This is a genomic window from Micromonospora sp. IBSANI012, assembly GCF_052814045.1.
Window position 1 is genome coordinate 1,305,448 of the sequence record NZ_CP199933.1, and the last position, 18,169, is coordinate 1,323,616.

The following is an 18,169-nucleotide window of genomic DNA, read 5'->3' on the forward strand; positions in this document are numbered from 1 at the left end:
AGATCCCGCAACACTCCTGCAATCGCCAGGCACTGACGCGGCCGGTCGCCGCATCCCACCATCGGTCAGGCCGCCACCACGGGTACGCCGGAGACGTCCACCGTCTCCGGATACTTCAGCCCCGCCCCGGTGTTCAGCACCACCACCCGCTCGCCGGCCCGGATCCAGCCGCCGGCGCGCAGGTGCCGGGCGGCGGTCAGGCAGGCCGCCCCCTCCGGGCAGAGCAGCAGCCCCTCCCGGCGGGCGAAGTCCCGCAGGTCGGCCAGGATCTCCGCGTCGTCGACCGCGAGCGCCGTGCCGCTGCTCTCCCGCAGCGCGGCCAGGATCAGCTCGTCGCCCAGCGGGGCGGGGACGGTGATGCCGAAGGCGACGGTGTGCGCGTCCGCCCAGGGCTCCGCCCGGTCCTGTCCGGCGGCGAACGCCCGCACCACCGGGGCGCACCCGGTGGACTGCACCGCGACCAGGCGGGGCAGCTTGTCCTCCACCCAGCCCAGCTCACGCAGCTCGTGCATCGCCTTGTGGATGCCGATCAACCCGACCCCGCCGCCGGTCGGATAGATGATCACGTCGGGCACCTGCCAGCCGAGCTGCTCGACGATCTCGTACCCCATGGTCTTCTTGCCCTCCAGCCGGTACGGCTCGCGCAGCGTGCCCGCGTCGAAGACCGTCCCGCCCGAGTCGGCGACCAGCTTCGCCACCCACCGGCCGGCGTCGCTGATCAGCCCGTCCACCAGGCGCAGGTCCGCGCCCGCGGCCAGGCACTCCCGCCGGCAGATGGTCGGCGCGTCCAGCGGCATGGCGATGGTCGCGCCCATGCCGGCCCGGGCCGCGTAGGTGGCCCAGGCCGCCCCCGCGTTGCCGTTGGTCGGCATGGCGATCCGCTCGACGCCCAGCTCCCGGGCCCGGCTCACCCCCACCGCCGCGCCGCGCGCCTTGAACGACCCGGTCGGCGTCAGCCCCTCGTCCTTGACGATCAGATCCGGAATGCCGATCTCCGCCCCGTACGCCGGCGCGCGCAACAGCGGCGTCCAGCCCTCGCCCAACGTGGTGACGTGCCGCTCGTCGGCCACCGGCAGCACCTCGCGGTAGCGCCACAGGTCGGCCGGGCGCAGGCCGAACCGCTCCGGCGTCACCGCCTCGGCCACCGCCGCGAGGTCGTAGCGGGCCAGCAGCGGCGAGCCGCACCCACACAGGTTGGCCGGTCGGTCGGCGTCGTGCTCCCGTCCGCAGCGCGGGCACTCCAGGTGGGTCAGGTACACGATGCTCCTCGCCGTCAGCCTGCCTCGATGCTCAGCCAGCGGCGGCTGCGTCGGCCCGGCTCGTAGACCGAGTCCAGCCGCTTGGCCACCACACCGGGCAGCCCCTGCCCGCGGGCCGTGTCCAGCGCCTCGGCGCCGGTGCCGGGGAACCACGGCGGAGTCTGCCAGTGCGGCCCGGCCAGCGCCAGACCGTCGAGCAGCTCCCGGCGCTGTGCGTACGGCACATCGAGGCTGGCCACGCCCTCCAGCCAGAGCAGATCGAAGAGCAGGAACTGCGCGTCGGGGCCGGCCCGACCCGTCCGCGCCGGACGGACCCGCCCGGCGGGATCGATCCGGACCAGGACGCCGTCCAGCACGGCCTCCGTCGGGGCCAGCGCCTCGGCCATGTCCCGCAACCAGGGGTACGCCCCGGTGACGTCCTCGTCGGTCTCCGACAGCAGCCGCAGCCGGCCGCCGGAGACGTACGCCATCGCCCGCACGCCGTCCCAGCGCAGCTCGTAACCCCACTCCGAGCTGTCGCCCGGCAACCGGCCGGACGGGGTGGGGTGCATCGGGCGGACCAGCTCCGGCATGCTCGTCCAGCCGGGCGGGGGCGGGTCGGTACGGCGGACCATCCAGTCCCGCCCGTCGCGGCCGCCGGTGGCGAAGAGGACGTACCGGCCGCTGGTACGCGCGCCGTGCAGCACCACGATCACCTCGTCGTCGCGCCACTTCTCGCACTGGTAGGTGCCCCGGTCGTGCACGGTCATCGTCCCGCCGCCGTACTCGCCGGCCGGGATCTCGCCGTGGAAGTCGAGGTACTCCATCGGGTGGTCCTCGGTGTGCACGGCCAGGTGGTTGCGCCCGGTGTCCCGGGGCAGGCCGCGCGGCACCGCCCAGGAGGCGAGCACCCCGTCGTGCTCCAGCCGTAGGTCCCAGTGCAGCGCGCGGGCGTGGTGCTGCTGGATGACGAACCGGGCCTCGCCGGCCTTTCGCCGCCGGCGCGGCCGCTCCGGCGGCACCGGTTCCGGGGTACGCGCCGCGTCCCGCTTGCGCCGATACTCCTCCAGACGGTCCGCCACACCGGCATTCTCCGGCAAACCGCCCGGCTCCGCCGGTTGCCCGGTTCCGGGGCATGTCACCGGCGATCGCGGGTAGAACGGTCGGTATGGACCAGCACCTCGACCAGCCCACCGCGCTGCTCCCCGGCGACGTCCGGATGCCGCTGCTCGGCTTCGGCACCTGGCAGGCCAGCGGCCAGGCCGGTTACGACGCCGTGCTGGCCGCCCTCGACGCCGGCTACCGGCACATCGACACCGCCACCATGTACGGCAACGAGGAGGAGGTCGGCCGGGCGATCAAGGAGAGCGGGCTGCGCCGGGAGGACATCTTCATCACCACCAAGCTGCCGCCGGACCGGGTGGGGCGGGAGCGGGAGACCATCGAGGCGAGCCTGCGCGCGCTCGACACCGATCACGTCGACCTCTGGCTGATCCACTGGCCGCCGTCCTCGCCGGCCGACAGCATCCCGGTGTGGCGGGAGCTGCTGGCGGCCCGGGACGAGAACCTGACCCGGGCGGTCGGGGTGAGCAACTACAGCACCGCCCAGATCGACGAGCTGATCCAGGCCACCGAGGAGAACCCGGCGGTCAACCAGATCCGCTGGAGCCCGTCGCTGTACGACCGGCAGCGCCACGTCGAGCACCGCGACCGGGGCGTCGTGCTGGAGGGCTACAGCCCCTTCAAGACCAGCGACCTCTCCGATCCGGTGCTGACCCGCATCGCCGCCGCGCACGACGTGTCGCCTGCCCAGGTCGTGCTGCGCTGGCACATCGACCACGAGATCGTGGTTATCCCCAAGTCGGTCACCCCGGAGCGGATCAGGGCCAACGCCGATATCTTCGATTTCTCGCTGACGGCCGAGGAGATGCGCGACATCGACGCGCTCGGGGGCTGAAGGACCAGCGGCTTTACCACTCTGGTTGTGCTTCCGCCAGGTGTCGAAGAGTGGAATGCTCCGGCGGTTCGGTCGAGGGCGCCGAATCGTTCAGATGAACCGGTGCGCATTCATTCGTACTGGTGTACGAATCCGGTGCTGAGCGTGCCCCAGTAGGCCGCTCACCTGCGTCGATGGGCTGCTCGGGGAGTGTCGACGGGACGGTGATCGATGTTTTCGTACCGACCCGGCTCGACACAACTGCCCGACTTGCCGGGTGTCGCTGAGGGTGCAACGGCGGACTGCCGTGGGGATGGCGGTCCCACGGGTGCGGATGGCGGTTCAGCACATCTCCACCGTGCTGTACTCGCGGCATTTCCGTGTCCGAGGCGCGCCCTCGACGGTGTGCTGGGCGGAATGGCGTTTCTTGCCCTTCGCATTGACGTGACTGCATTCCATTGACACTTTTCCGCGTTCGGGCCGGCCCTGTTCATGGCCGCCCGACACGCCCGAGCTGAAGCCCTAAGAACGGCCAAGACTCCGTTCAGTGACGAGAGTCGGCGATAAGTCCGGATCGCCACCTTCATCCTCACAGTTCGTGACCATGCTTGTGCGGCGTGCTCCGCGATCCCTACAGTCCCGGTGCACACACAACTGGACACTCACGGGGGAGGATTTGTGGCACGTCGGAAGACTGCCACCGTCCGTTCATGTCTTGCGGCAGGCGTTGCGGTGATGACGGCGGTCGCATTGTTCGGCATTTCGGGAGAACCGGCGGCGTACCTTGCCGCCGGCCCCGATGGCGTGACGGGTGGCGTGGAGAACAGGTCCGACGAGGCGGTGTCCCTGCGGACCGCCCGCGAGACCGGCAAGCCGGTGCAGGTCAAGAGCCTCACGTCGGAGACGACGGAGGTCTTCGCGCTACCGGACGGACAGTTCCGGGCGGACATCGCCACGGGCATGCAGCGGTTCCGCCGGGGCGGTGACTGGATCCCGGTGGACCTCACCCTCAAGGCGGCGGCGGACGGATCCGTCGCCCCCGTGGCGCACCCCAACGACCTGCGGATCTCGGGCCCGGCCGGCACCGGCCAGCACGAGTTGGCCGCGGTCGGCACCGGGGCGGACCGGGTGGCGATGGGCTGGTCGGGCGCGCTGCCCGCGCCGGTCCTGCACGGCAACCGGGCGACCTACGTGGACGCCCGCCCCGGCGTGGACCTCGTCGTCGAGGCGACCCGGACGGGCTTCGAGCAGTTCCTGGTCGTGAAGGCCCGCGGCGCCGCCGCCCAGGTCGAGTCGGTCACGTTCCCGTTCACCGGCCCCGGCGTCGCCGGCGCCAACCGGGGCAAAGACGGCTCGATCGCGATCACCGACCGGTCCGGCAAGCAGACCGCGCACATCCCCGCCCCGCTGATGTGGGACGCGAAGAAGAACATCACCGGTGCGCCCGCGGTGGAGAAGTCCATCCGCGCCGAGCTGGCCAAGCGCGGCGATGCCGTCGAGCTGACCCTGGCCCCGGACCGCGCCTGGCTGCGCGACCCGGCCACCGCGTACCCGGTGACCATCGACCCGACGGTCAACCCGCTCGGCACGACGTTCGACACGTACGTCCGGGAGACCGTGGGCACCGACAAGAACCAGGAGCCCGACCTCCAGATCGGCCTGCTGGCCACCACCCCCGCCACCCTCACCCGGTCGTTCCTCACCTGGGACACCACGGTCCTGGCCGGCAAGCAGATCAACTCGTCCACGGTCTCGTTCTGGAACTTCTGGTCGCACACCTGCACCGCGACCGCCTGGGAGATCTGGACCACCGGCACGTCGACCTACACCACGACGTTCACCAACCAGCCCACCTGGGAAGCCTTCGACGCCAAGTCGACGGCCACGCTCGGCTCGACGAGCTGCGCCGACGGCTGGGCGACGATCGACGGCAAGAGCTTCTTCCAGCGCGCCGCCACCGCGAACAAGACCCGGGCCGGCATGGGCGTACGGGCCACCGACGAGACGGCCACCGCCGGCTTCAAGCAGTTCCGGTCCCGCGAGGGCGCCAACGCCGCCGAGGACCCGAAGGCGACGGTCACCTACAACTCCTGGCCGACCGTCACCTCCCGGGCCACCGTGCCGACCACGAGCTGTGTCACCGGCTCCGGCCGGCCGGCGGTCAACACGCTGACGCCGCAGCTCAAGGCCACCGTCTCCGACGGTGACGGCACCGCGATGACCGTCACCTTCGAGTGGTGGGCGATGAACGCGGACAAGGCGATCGGCTCGGCGTCCTTCACCGGCGTCGCCTCCGGCGCCACCGCCGCGGCGACCGTTCCGGTCGGCGCCTTCGTCGACGGCGGCATCTACCGCTGGCGGGTCAAGGCGGCCGACGGCGTCTCCGGCAGCGACGTCTGGTCGTCGTTCTGCGAGATGCAGGTCTACACCACGGTCGCGCCGGTCACCGGCTGCACCGGCGGCACGGACAGCGACTTCAACGGCGACGGCGTCGCCGACGTCGCGATCGCCGATCCGGAGGCCACCGTGATCGGCTGGGCCCGGGCCGGCCGGATCCACGTCACCTACGGCGGCAGCACCACGGTGCACACGCTGTCCGAAGGTATGGCCAAGGTGGGCGGTGAACCCGAGGCCGGTGACCGCTTCGGCACCTCGATCTCCAGCTACGACGCGAACAACGACGGCTGCACCGATCTGGCGGTCGGCGTGCCGAACCAGAGCATCACCGGCCAGCCCCAGGCGGGCGCCGTCTACGTGCTGCTCGGTTCGCCGGCGGGTCTCGCCCAGGGACCGGCCGCGCTGGTCTACCACCAGGACGTCACCAACGTCCCGGACGCGGCCGAGGCGTACGACAAGTTCGGCTACTCCGTGGCGGGGAGCCGGACCGCCAGCGGCGAGCCGTACCTGGTCATCGGCGTACCGGGCGAGGGCCTGACCGGCGGCGCGTACGCGGGCATCGTCCACTACATCCGGGGCAACCTGAACGTCGCGCTCAGCCAGAGCGCCGGCCTCCCCGGCGGACCGGAGATCGACGACCGCACGGGCTTCGCGGTGGCGGCCTCCAAGTACCACTGGGCGGTCAGCTCGCCGGGTGAGGCGATCGGCACCGAGACGTTCGCGGGAGCGGTGAACGTCTTCAACCAGACGTTCGTCAACGGCCTGCCCACCCTCGCCGCCGAGCTGAACCAGAACCAGACCCCCGTCTCCAACGTCGCCGAGGCCAACGACAACTTCGGCAAGTCGATCTCCATCGCCCCGTACCGGCCGGTCGGCTCGCCCGCCGGAACCGCGGACTCGCTGGTGGTCGTCGGCGTGCCGGGGGAGGACATCACCGTCGCGGCGACGAACACCCCGGCGCCCGACGCCGGCCTGGTGCACCGTTTCCACGTCACCGCCGCCAACACCTACACCGAGCTACCGGAGATCACCTACAACTCGGAGGACGGTGACTACCTCGGCGAGCAGGTCGTCGTGGTGAACACCGCGCCGGCGAGCGAGGGCACGAACTCCACGATGTTCATCGCGATCGGTGTCCCGGGTGAGGACGCCGGGGACACGACGATCGACTCCGGCCGGGTGCGGGTCTTCCCCGCACTGGCCAACCCGATCGGCACGCCGGTGACGATCGAGCGCAACGGGTCGAGCCTGCCGGGCAGCGTCCGCGGTCAGGAGCTCGTCGGCGCCTCGCTCGGTGCCACCTCCAAGCAGCTCTACGTCGGCACCCCCTATGGCGACGACGCCGTCTACGGCTTCGCCTGGTCGAGTCTGGCCGGCGGTTCGACGGTGCCGACGCAGACCTGGCGGCCGGGCCAGGGTGGTCTGCCGCTCGACCAGAAGGTCTTCGGGGCGGCGGTCAGCTGATGAAACTCATGAATGTGCACAGTTCAACGGGGGAGGACCGTAGGGTGGCCCGTCGCACGAGAAAGCGAGGCCGGCTCTTCACGATCGGTCTCATGGTCGGACTCGCCGGCCTGCTGTCGAGCACGGCGTACGTCGAGCAGCGCGCGACGGGTCCGGTGCCGGCACCGGTCGCCGCGGTGGAGGAGAGCCCGGTCCGGGACACCGAGGCCGAGGCGATCCTCGCGGCCGCGTCGCTCAACCAGCCGGTCGAGGTGCTCGCGTTCCGTACCGAGTACCGGGACGTCTTCGCCCAGCCGGACGGCACGTTGATCGCCAATGAGCACAACCAGCCGGTGCGGGTCATCCAGGGCGAGACGTGGGTGCCCACCGACGCCACCCTGGTGCAGAACGTCGACGGGACGATCACCCCGAGGGCGGCGCTCATCGACATGCGGATCTCCGTCGGCGGCACGGATCCGCTGCTGGTGGTCCGCAAGGACGAGCAGGTGATGACCCTCACCTGGCCGTACGCGCTGCCCGCGCCGGTGCTCAACGGCGACCAGGCCGTCTATCCCGAGGTCTTCCCGGACGTCGACCTCGTGATGAACATGACGGTGGAGGGCTTCTCGCACGTCATCGTGCTGAAGACCCCCGAGGCGGCGAACACTCCCGAACTTCAGGGCCTGAAGCTCGGGGTCACCGGCCAGAACCTCACCATCCAGGAGACGGAAGACGGCGGCGTCGTCGCTCTCGACCCCGCGACCGGCAACCCGGTCCTGGAAGCCGACGCCCCGACCATGTGGGACAACGGGACGCCCACCGGTGAGGAGAGCACCCCCCCGGCCACCACCGCCTCCGCCAAGACGGCTTCCGGAACGCTGGCCGCCGAGTCGACCGCCGACACCGTCGCTGGCGGTGAGACCGACCTGGAGACGGCGCGCGGCCCGGAGGACACCTCGACGGTCGCGCCGATGGGCCTGGACTACGCCAACGGCGCGCTGACTCTCACCCCCGACGCCGCGATGCTGGCCGACCCGGACACCAACTGGCCGGTCTACCTCGACCCGGTGTGGCAGGCGACCACCAACAGCTCGTGGGCGATGGTCGACAGCGGTTACCCCAACGAGGAGTACTGGAAGTTCGACGGCAAGCGGCACGAGCGGATCGGCCTGTGCCCCGAGTCGTGCAACAGCTCGAAGGTCAAGAGGGTCATCTACACGTTGTCCACGCCGTACTCCGGTAAGACCATCCTCAGTGCCGAGTTCCGGGTCACCCTGCAGCACGCCTGGAACTCCACCCCGCAGGACGCCCAGCTCTACCTCCTGCCGAAGACCATCAGCTCGTCGACGAACTGGAGCAACCAGCCGGGTGGGTCCAGCTGGAGCACGGGTGCCAACTGGCTGGACACGAAGGCGCCGAGCAGCACCCAGTCGACCTGCACCTCGACCAACCAGAACGCGAGCTGGAACGCCAAGGAGGCGGTGCAGATCGCCGCCACCAACGGCTGGGGCAACGTCACCCTCGGCCTGAAGGCCGAGAACGAGGGCAATTACCAGCACAGCAAGCGGTTCTGTGACAACGCCGTGCTGTCGGTGCGTTACAACCGGGCGCCGCTGATCGCCAACCAGTCGGAACTGACCATGAACCCCGGTGGTGCCTGCGTCTACGGCTCCGGTGCTCCGGTCATCCCGTCGATCCCGACGCTCTCGGCGGTGCTCCGTGACCCCGACCACTCGTCGGCCCACACCGAGCAGATCAAGGCCGAGTTCCGGGTGACCTGGCGACCGACGGGTGCCACGGTCGACACCGTGCGGACCTATCAGACGTTGCTGAAGGCCAGCGGATCGATCTTCAGTTACAAGGTGCCGTCCGACATCCCGCAGGAGGGCATTCCGATCTTTTGGGACGTCCGGGCGAGCGACAACACCAGTTGGGGACCGTGGAGCTCCGACGGAACCCGTAACACCTGTCAGTTCAGCTACGACACGAAGGCGCCTGCTCCGCCGGACGTGGACTCGCCGGACTTCCTGCCGCTCGACGCCACCGACGGCGGTTCGACCGAGTGCAAGACGGACGAGGAGTGGCACGAGAAGCTGGGCATGCAGACCAGTTTCACCTTCGACTCCGCCGCCACCGACGTGGTCGAGTACCGCTGGGGCTTCAACACCAACCCGTCGCCCACCAACAGCATCAAGCCGGCGGTCGCCGGCGGTGCGTCGACGATCCAGTGGACGCCGACCAAGGAAGGGGTCTGGACGCTGCAGGTCATGGCCGTCGACAAGGCCGGCCTGGGCAGCGCCCCCGCCTCCTGCATCTTCCGGGTCGGCAAGCGGCCGCCGGTGGCCCAGTGGTCGTTCTCCGAGGTCGACGGATCGAACTACGCGGAGGACTCCCTCGGCGGGCACAAGGCCTACCCCGGTAGTGGTGTCATGTTCGGTTTCTACGGCCCGGGCGGGCAGTTCGACACCGCGGCGATGTTCGACGGCGACGGGAACGCCTACCTCGCCACCACCGACACCGGAATCCTGGACACCTCCGGCAGCTTCACGGTGTCGGCGTGGTTGAAGACCCGGGACCCCGCCCTGCGGCAGGTCGCGGTCAGCCAGGACGGCACGGGTGAGCCGGGCTTCAGCCTGGGCGTCGACTCGGGGCGCTGGTTCTTCAGCATGGCCAGCAACGACGTGGTGTCGCTGCACGAATGGAAGGTCACCTCGACAGTCTTCGCGACGGCGAACTGGACCTACCTGACGGCGTCCTACGACGCGGCCACCAAGAAGATGTCGCTGCTGGTGAACGGGGGTGACCTGGTCACCGGGGACCGTCGCTCGGTGGTGAAGGCACGCGGTGCGTTGCAGTTCGGCCGGCGCGTGGTCAAGGGCGGTTACACCGACAACTTTGCCGGGGAAATGGCCGACGTCGCCCTGTTCGACCGGCCCATCCTCGCCTCGGAGGTGACCGGGCTCAAGCAGACGGCCATCAACCGCACCGCGTACTGGCAGCTGAACGGCGAATCGGGTCTGGTCAGCCCCGAGTACGACAACAAGGCGGCGATGACCCTCTCCTCCGGCGCGGCGATCTACAAGAGCACCTTCCCGCCGACCGCTCCGCTGCTCGGTGCCGGTCACCTGCGGCTCACGGGCCAGTCGGGCAGCTACGCCAGCACCACGACCAACGCCGACATGGCGGGGAGCTTCACCATCACCGCCCGTGCCCGGATGACCAGCAACTGCAAGGGCACCCCGATGACCCTCTTCTCCCAGAAGGGTGCCCACCACAGCTCGGTCATCGTCCGCTGCAACGTGGACGGTGTGTGGGAGCTCGCCGTGCCGGCGAGTGACGCGCCGGGCGCGACCGTCGAGACGTACCCGACGCAGCAGGCGCCGAAGACCGTCACCAAGGGTGACCTGGTCGCCCTGGTCTACAACGGCTACACGCGAGAGTTCCTGCTCTACGTGAACGCCACCGTGGTCAGTTCCGCTCAGCTGTCCGTGCCGTTCAACGCGACCGGCGGTCTGCAGCTCGGCCGCGCCTTCATCGACGACCAGCCCCGGGAGCACTTCTCCGGAGCCATCGACGATGTCCGCGTCTACAACGGTGTGGCCGACAAGATCCTGCTCCAGCGGCTCAACATCACCGTCAAGGAACAGCCCAACCTCTGATCGCACGGGCCGTCGGGCCGCCCTGTCGAGGGCGGCCCGGCGGCTCCTGCCCACTTTCCCCGACCACCCGTGGAGGGTTGATGTTCTCCCGACAATTGGTCGCGTCCGGCGTGTTCCAACGCCGGATCAAGCGACCGGTGTCCTGGGCGATGGCCGGCGTGCTGAGCCTGAGCTTCGTCCAGGTGACCTCCGCTCCCGCCGCCGCGGCCCAGGGGCGCACCCGTCCGACCGCCACCGACTCGAACAAGGTCCTGCCCAAGCGGGACCCGCTTCCGGCCAAGCCGGTCAAGCCCGACGCCGCCGAGGCGGCGGCCACCACCAAGCCGGCGACGGTCACCTGGCCGGCCGCCGGCGCCACCGAGATCAGCGTGCCGCCGTCCTCGTCCGCACCCGCCTCCGCCGCCGGTCGGGCCGTCGCCCCGGCGGCCGGCCCAGCCGCCACCGCCAAGGCGGGTGGCCTGACGGTGTCGGTGGCGGCTCCGACCGCCCCGGCGAAGGCGGCAACCGCGTCCCGGAAGGTCGCGGAGCCGCCGGCACCGGGCAAGGTCCGGGTCGAGGTCCTGGACCGCAAGGCCGCCGAGCGGGCAAAGGTCGACGGCCCGGTCGTGCGGGTGGCCCGTGCCGACGGCCAGCAGGCGGCCGGTGACGTCCAGCTCGCCCTCGGGTACGACGGCCTGGCCGGAGCCTTCGGCGGTGACTTCGGCAGCCGGCTCCGGCTCGTCCGGCTGCCCGAGTGCGCCCTGACCACGCCGGAGAAGCAGAGCTGCGCCGGCGAGGCGCTGCCTACCGTCAACAACGGTGAGGCGCGGACCGCCTCGGCCCGGGTGACCGCCACGGCGGGCACCGGCAGCATCTACGCGTTGACCGCCGGCGACTCCTCCTCCCAGGGCAACTACGGCGCGACGAAGCTCGCTCCCTCGTCGAAGTGGTCGGTCGCCCCGTCCACCGGCGGGTTCTCCTGGTCGTACCCGCTGCGGACGCCGCCGGTTCCCGGTGGCGGCGGGCCGGGCGTCACCCTGGCCTACTCGTCCCAGTCGGTGGACGGCCGGACCTCGACCACCAACAACCAGGGCTCCTGGATCGGTGAGGGCTTCAGCTACGAGCCGGGTCACATCGAGCGCCGCTACAAGGCCTGCGCCGACGACGGCCACAACGAGGTCGCCGACCAGTGCTGGGCGTACGAGAACGCCACCATCCTGCTGAACGGCAAGTCGACCGAGCTGATCAAGACCGCCAGCGGCTGGAAGTTCAGCTCGGACGACGGTTCGAAGGTCGAGAAGCTCGCCGGTGCCAGCAACGACGACAACGACGGCGAGTACTGGCGGGTCACCACCACCGGCGGCACGGAGTACTACTTCGGTCTCAACCGCCTGCCCGGGTGGACCACCGGCAAGGAGGAGACCGGATCGACCTGGACCGTCCCGGTCTACGGCGACGACGTCAACGAGCCGTGCAACAAGACGGCGTTCGCCGACTCCCACTGCAACCAGGCGTGGCGGTGGAGCCTCGACTACGTCAAGGACCGCTACGGCAACGTCACGTCCTACTTCTACGGGCGGGAGAGCAACTGGTACGCCCGCGGCAACCGCACCGACCTCAACGGGATCGAGTACCACCGCGCCGGCTGGCTGAAGCGGATCGACTACGGCCAGAAGGACGGCCAGGTCTACTCCACCAACGCCCCGGCCCGGGTGCGCTTCGACACCGCGGAGCGCTGCCTGCCCAGCGGGACCATCGACTGCGACCCGCAGGACCTGACCACCACCACCGCGCCGTACTGGCCGGACGTCCCGTGGGACCGCAACTGCGCCAAGGACACCAAGTGCAAGACCGACCAGATCACCCCGACCTTCTGGACCCGGAAGCGCCTGGTCGGCATCACCTCGGAGATCCGGGGTGCCAGCGGCTGGACCGGGGTCGACAACTGGAAGCTCGACCACCTGCTCACCGACAACGGTGACGGCAGCCGCACCCTCTGGCTCAACAAGATCACCCACACCGGCCTGGTCGGCGGCAGCGCCGCCATGCCGAGCGTGGAACTCGCCGGCCTCCAGTTGCCCAACCGGATCGACAAGACCGGCGACTTCATCGCGCCGCTGATCCGGTTCCGGCTGGCCACCGTCTACACCGACACGGGCGCGCAGATCGACGTCAACTACGCGACGCCCGACTGCGCCGAGGGCAACCTGCCGACCGAGGGCAAAAGCACCCGCCGCTGCTACCCGGTCAAGTGGAACCCGCTCGGCAGCGGGGACCCGATCACCGACTGGTTCCACAAGTACGTGGTCAGCGCCGTCATCGAGACGGACCGGACGGCCCGCTCTCCCGACATGGTGACCAAGTACGACTACCTCGACGGCGCAGCCTGGCGGCACGCCGACGAGGACGGCATCACCGACCCGAAGGACCTCACCTGGAGCGACTGGCGCGGCTACGGCCGGGTGCAGGTGACCCAGGGCAGCGGGCAGACGCAGACCACCAAGGCCGAGTACCGCTACCTGCGGGGCATGCACGGGGACAAGGACCCGGACGGCGGGACCCGGACGGTGACGATCACCGACTCGACGGGCGGCACCTACACCGACCACGACGAGGTCTCCGGCTTCCAGTACGAGAGCAAGACGTTCGACGGCACCAACGAGATCAGCAAGACGATCACCACGCCGTGGCGGTACAGCACGGGCAGCGAGACCCACACCTGGGGCACCCGGGGCGCGTACTTCGTCAACACCGCCTCCACCCGGGACTACACGGCGCTCGCGGCCGGCGGCTGGCGGCAGACGAAGACCACCACGAGCTACGACACCACCTACGGGCAGGCGTACCAGACCGAGAACGAGGGTGACGTCGACCTCACCGGCGACGAGGCGTGCACGCGCACCAGCTACGTCACCGACGCCACCACCTACAGCGACAACAAGCCGTTCTTCCTGAAGAACCTGGTGTCCCGGGTCGAGTCGGTCTCGGTGAAGTGCTCGGCGACGCCGAGTCGGGCCACGCAGGTGATCACCGACGACCGCACGTACTACGACGGGCAGGCCCTCGGGAAGTCGAAGAGCTCCGGCAACCCGACGCGCACCGAGCGGCTGTCCAAGCACGACGGCACCACTGCCACCTACGTCCGGGTCGCGGAGGGCACCTTCGACGGCTACGGCCGGCCGCTGACGGCGACCGACGCGGCGGGTTCGGTCACCACGAGCAGCTACGTCGAGACCAACGGCCTCACCACGCAGGTCAAGGAGAAGAGCCCGCTCCAGCACGAGACGGTCACCAACTACGCCCCGGCCTGGGGCAGCCCGATCCAGCAGGTCGACCCCAACGGGATGAAGAGCATCCTGGAGTACGACCCGCTGGGCCGGCTGTCGAAGGTGTGGCTGCCGGACAACACCGGGACCACCGGCCTGCCGCCGAGCATCAAGTACACGTACCTGATCCGTACCGACAAGCCGGTCGCGGTCAAGACCGAGAAGCGGCAGAACGACGGCAACTACAGCGTCGAGTACCAGCTCTACGACAGCCTGCTGCGCCCTCGCCAGATCCAGACCGAGGGCCCGGACGGCACCAGGATCATCGCCGACACCTTCTACACCCCGACCGGGCAGCTCGACCGGACGTACGAGACGTACCAGGCGGCGGGGTCTCCCACGGACGTGATCTACCCTGCCCGTCCCGCCGACACCAACGCCCAGACGCTCTACGTCTACGACGGTGCGGATCGGGTGATTGCTGAGGTATTCGCGGACGCCGGCGTCGAGAAGTGGCGGACCACCACCACCTACGGCGGTGACCGGGTTTCTGTCGACCCACCGCAGGGTGACACCCCCGAGACGTCGGTCATGAATGCTCTGGGGCAGGTCACCGAGATGCTCCAGTACAAGGGCGGCAGTCCCACCGGGGCTTTCGACAAGACCGAGTACACGTACACCCGGGACGGCCAGCTCGCGACGGTCAAGGACCCCCTGGGCAATCTCTGGGAGAACAAGTACGACCAGCGCGGCCGCAAGGTTGAGACGATCGACCCCGATGCGGGCCGCTCGTACTTCAAGTACGACGACTTGGACCAGCTCACGGTCAGCACCAACGGCGTTGGCGAATCAGTCAGCTACCGGTATGACGCCATCGGCCGGAAGACTGCGGTGTACAAGGGTGCTGATCCCGGCACTGGTCAGTTGCTGAGTTCCTGGACCTACGACCTGGAGATGCTGGGCGAGATCTCCTCGACGACCAGGCACACAGCGGACGGCGACTACGTCACGTACTACGGCACCTACGACGAGTTCTACCGGCCGCATGCCAGCTACTACCAGGTTCCGGACGGCGCGGGTGCCGAGCTGGCGGGCATGTACACCTTCGGCACGGAGTACAACTTCGACGGAACCGTGCAGACGGTGGCTATGTCGGACGGTGGCGGCTTGCCGTTCGAGTCGATCGCATACACGTACGACAGCTTGGAGCGGCTGAAGGGCACCACGGGCGACGCCGCCTACGTCACCGACGTCGCCTACGCGGCCACCGGTGAGGTGCTCCAGTCGGAGGTGCAGCTCGGCGCGAAGAAGGCCTGGTCGACGTATGAATACGAGCGGGGCTCCAAGCGGCTGAGCCACGTGCGGCTCGACCGCAGCGGCGCCCCGGTCATCGACATCGACGCCCGCTACACCTACGACGATGCGGGCAACATCACGCAGATCGCGGACACCCCGTCCGGGGCGCAGGACGTGCAGTGCTTCACGTACGACTACCTGCGTCGGCTGGAGCGGGCCTGGACCTCGGCCAGCGCCACCACCGACCCGTGCGCCGGTGGCCCGTCCACGACCGGAGTGGGGGGAGTTGCCCCCTACCACCACTACTACCAGTACGACGCGGTCGGCAACCGCAAGAGCGAGACCCAATACGCGTCGGACGGCGCGTCGCTCCTCGAGCGGAGCTACGAGTACCCGCTTGCGGGTCAGGCAAAGCCGCACACGGTCAGCAAGATGACGGAGAAGACTCCGTCCGGAGAGCGTCTCCACAGCTACGAGTACGACGACGCCGGCAACACCAAGAAGCGCAGCAAGGTGGGCGAGGATCAGAGCCTCGTCTGGGACGCCGAGGGCAACCTGGAGTCCGTTACCGCCAACAGCAAGACGACCAGCTTCGTGTACGACGTCGATGGCTCCCGGATGCTCCGCAAGGAGCCAGGTACCACAACCCTCTATCTGCCGGGCATGGAAATTCGGCTCAACACCGCCACCCACTCGACCGATGCAACCCGCTATTACCCGGTTCCAGGCGGTGGCACGCTCGTTCGGAAGTTGAACGGCCTCCACTATGTCGCGCCGGACCACCACGGAACCGGCCAAGCGGTGGTCGACGAGACGGGCGCCATCGTCCACCGGCGGAGTACGCCGTTCGGCGAATCGCGCGGCAACCCCTTGACACCAGGGCAGTGGCCGACAGAGAAGGGATTCGTCAACGGTAACCAGGACGCCAGCACGGGGCTCGTGAACATCGGAGCCCGCGAGTACGACCCGGCGATCGGTCGGTTCATCTCGCTGGACCCGGTCATCGATGTCAAAGATCCGCAGCAGATGCACGGGTATGCCTACGCCAACAACAACCCGGTAGCGTTCTCCGACCCTGATGGCCTGCGCGCATGCTCCGATGACGCCTGTGGCCCCGGCGCCGACTACGTCGACCTCCAGGGCAACTACCACGATGTTCCTGGTCACAACGATGGCTGCCATGGGTGCTCGGGTGCCTACGACCCGCACGCGCCGAACGAGAACCACCCCCGTGCAACGGGGGGTGGCGGGGATGATGACGCGGCAGCTGCCGCGGCAGCCGCCGAACGCGCACGGCAGGCACGGATCGCCAAGGCCAAGGCGATCATGCTCGAAGCGGCGAAGATGCTGGCCAAGGTCGCCATGGACGAGCTGGGTATCACCGATGCGCTCAACTGCTTCACCAAGGGCGACCTCGGCGGGTGCATCGAGACGGCGATCAACGTCGCGACGTCGTTCGTCGGCGGCATGGTGGCGAAGTTCGCTCGCAAGTACGCGGCGCCCTGGAAGTGGGCCAAGGCAAAGGAACTTGGCCAAAAAGTTTGGGGGTTGCTCGGCAAGCTTGTAGACGGCGTCAAGGAACTCCGTGCCGCTAGCAAGTGCGAACTGCACAGTTTCGCCCCGGGCACCCTGGTGCTGCTCGCTGATGGTTCGAAGCGGCCGATTGAGGAGATCGACACCGGCGACAGGGTGTTGGCGAAGGATCCCGAGACCGGCCAAGTCTCGACGCAAGACGTCGTCGCCACACACATAAATCAAGACTCCGACCTGACTGACCTTGTCGTGTCGGCCGGGGGTGGTCCTGCTCGGGTATACAAGACCACTCAACACCACCCGTTCTGGAGTCAGGACAGGCGTGAATGGGTGGACGCAGCCGACTTGACCGTCGGTGAGCGGCTCATTGATGCGACCGGTGCTGCCGTCTCCGTGATGACCGTTAAATCGTATGTCGGTCTGAAGACGATGTACGACCTAACGGTCGACTCGATCCACTCCTACTTTGTGGCCGTCGAGTCTGACGCCCCCTCGGTCCTGGTCCACAACTGCAATATCACTCTTTACCACTACACCACGAAGGAGAATTACAACAAGATCCGTGCCGGGGGCCAGAACCTGACCTTCAAGGCGGGAAATGCCAAGAACGGCACCGGCTCATACTTCACGCCGCAGAGTCCTAGGGCGGTGGCTGCCAGAGGTCCCAACGGCTTCAAGAAGTTGGGGCTCACGAAGGCGAAGTCGGAGTACGTCTTCGAGATCACCGTCCCCAAATCGAAGGTGAAGAAACTCACGGGTGGGCGCGGCGAGTACGTGTACTATTCGCCGCAGGACCTGACGGTGCCCCGGAGTGCCGTGCAGTATGCAGGCAAGACTGCCGATTGGCCGGGCTGATGGATCTAACAGGCGTTGACACCCTCATGATCGTCTCTCGCGACGCGCGCGACGGCCTCGCGCAGTTCACGCGGGACATGCGTGAGATGTGGCCCTCTGCGCTGATTACCTTAATGGATTCGAAGAGTTGCGCCCAAATTGCTTCCTTCGGAAATGCCGCCGACTTCCCAATGAAGGGGGAGATGACCTTCGCGAGAGACGCTCGCATGGATGATCACTGGGAGCTTGAGGGGTATTCAGCCATGTCTGACGGAGCTGGGCCCTTCGCGATCTTCTACGAGTGCCGGAAGAACCTCTCGTTGGGGGTCAATGTCGTCCGGACCTCTGGTGAGGCGACGGAAGGGTTTTCGAGCTGGGAGGACACTGATCTGCTTCTGCTGGAAGCGACAGCGGTCACTTTGGTCTCTCATGGGGCACCAGATCAGGACAGCTTCAGCTCAAGTATTTGGAACATGCTAAGAAATCGCATGGCCGGCGGCTGAGGCCCGAGGGCGACGGAGTCGGGAAGGGGCGCGACGAATGGTCGCGTCCCTTCCCATTCTCCGACAAGTCGGCTGAGTAGCGCAG

Annotated in this window: 7 protein-coding genes; 5 read left to right on the top strand and 2 right to left on the bottom strand. The window is 68.6% G+C overall.

Going from position 1 to position 18,169, the window contains the following annotated elements:
* Positions 1-65: 65 nt before the first annotated feature.
* A complete protein-coding gene (locus ACTWM8_RS06240; protein WP_446212975.1) occupies positions 66-1,259 on the bottom strand; it encodes a threonine synthase in 1,194 nt (397 codons plus the stop codon).
* A 14-nt stretch (positions 1,260-1,273) separates the two neighbouring features.
* Positions 1,274-2,320 carry a DNA polymerase ligase N-terminal domain-containing protein gene (locus ACTWM8_RS06245; RefSeq protein ID WP_446212976.1) on the bottom strand — a complete coding sequence of 349 codons (1,047 nt, stop codon included), beginning with the start codon at positions 2,318-2,320 and terminating at the stop codon, positions 1,274-1,276.
* Positions 2,321-2,406: 86 nt separating this feature from the next.
* Between ACTWM8_RS06245 and ACTWM8_RS06250 the strand changes: the two genes are divergently transcribed.
* From ACTWM8_RS06250 to ACTWM8_RS06270, 5 genes are all read left to right on the top strand, one after another.
* Positions 2,407-3,195 (top strand): aldo/keto reductase, encoded by a 789-nt coding sequence (locus ACTWM8_RS06250; protein ID WP_446212977.1) that lies wholly within the window; start codon positions 2,407-2,409, stop codon positions 3,193-3,195.
* A gap of 714 nt (positions 3,196-3,909) precedes the next feature.
* A complete protein-coding gene (locus tag ACTWM8_RS06255) occupies positions 3,910-7,035 on the top strand; it encodes a DNRLRE domain-containing protein (protein WP_446212978.1) in 3,126 nt (1,041 codons plus the stop codon).
* A 92-nt stretch (positions 7,036-7,127) separates the two neighbouring features.
* Positions 7,128-10,673, top strand: a complete 3,546-nt coding sequence (locus ACTWM8_RS06260; protein WP_446212979.1) for a LamG-like jellyroll fold domain-containing protein — start codon at positions 7,128-7,130, stop codon at positions 10,671-10,673.
* A gap of 80 nt (positions 10,674-10,753) precedes the next feature.
* Complete coding sequence (locus tag ACTWM8_RS06265; RefSeq protein ID WP_446212980.1) at positions 10,754-17,602, top strand: polymorphic toxin-type HINT domain-containing protein; 6,849 nt, start codon at positions 10,754-10,756, stop codon at positions 17,600-17,602.
* Positions 17,590-18,084, top strand: a complete 495-nt coding sequence (locus ACTWM8_RS06270) for a hypothetical protein (protein ID WP_446212981.1) — start codon at positions 17,590-17,592, stop codon at positions 18,082-18,084. The genes ACTWM8_RS06265 and ACTWM8_RS06270 overlap by 13 nt, the downstream gene beginning before the upstream one ends.
* Positions 18,085-18,169: the final 85 nt, after the last annotated feature.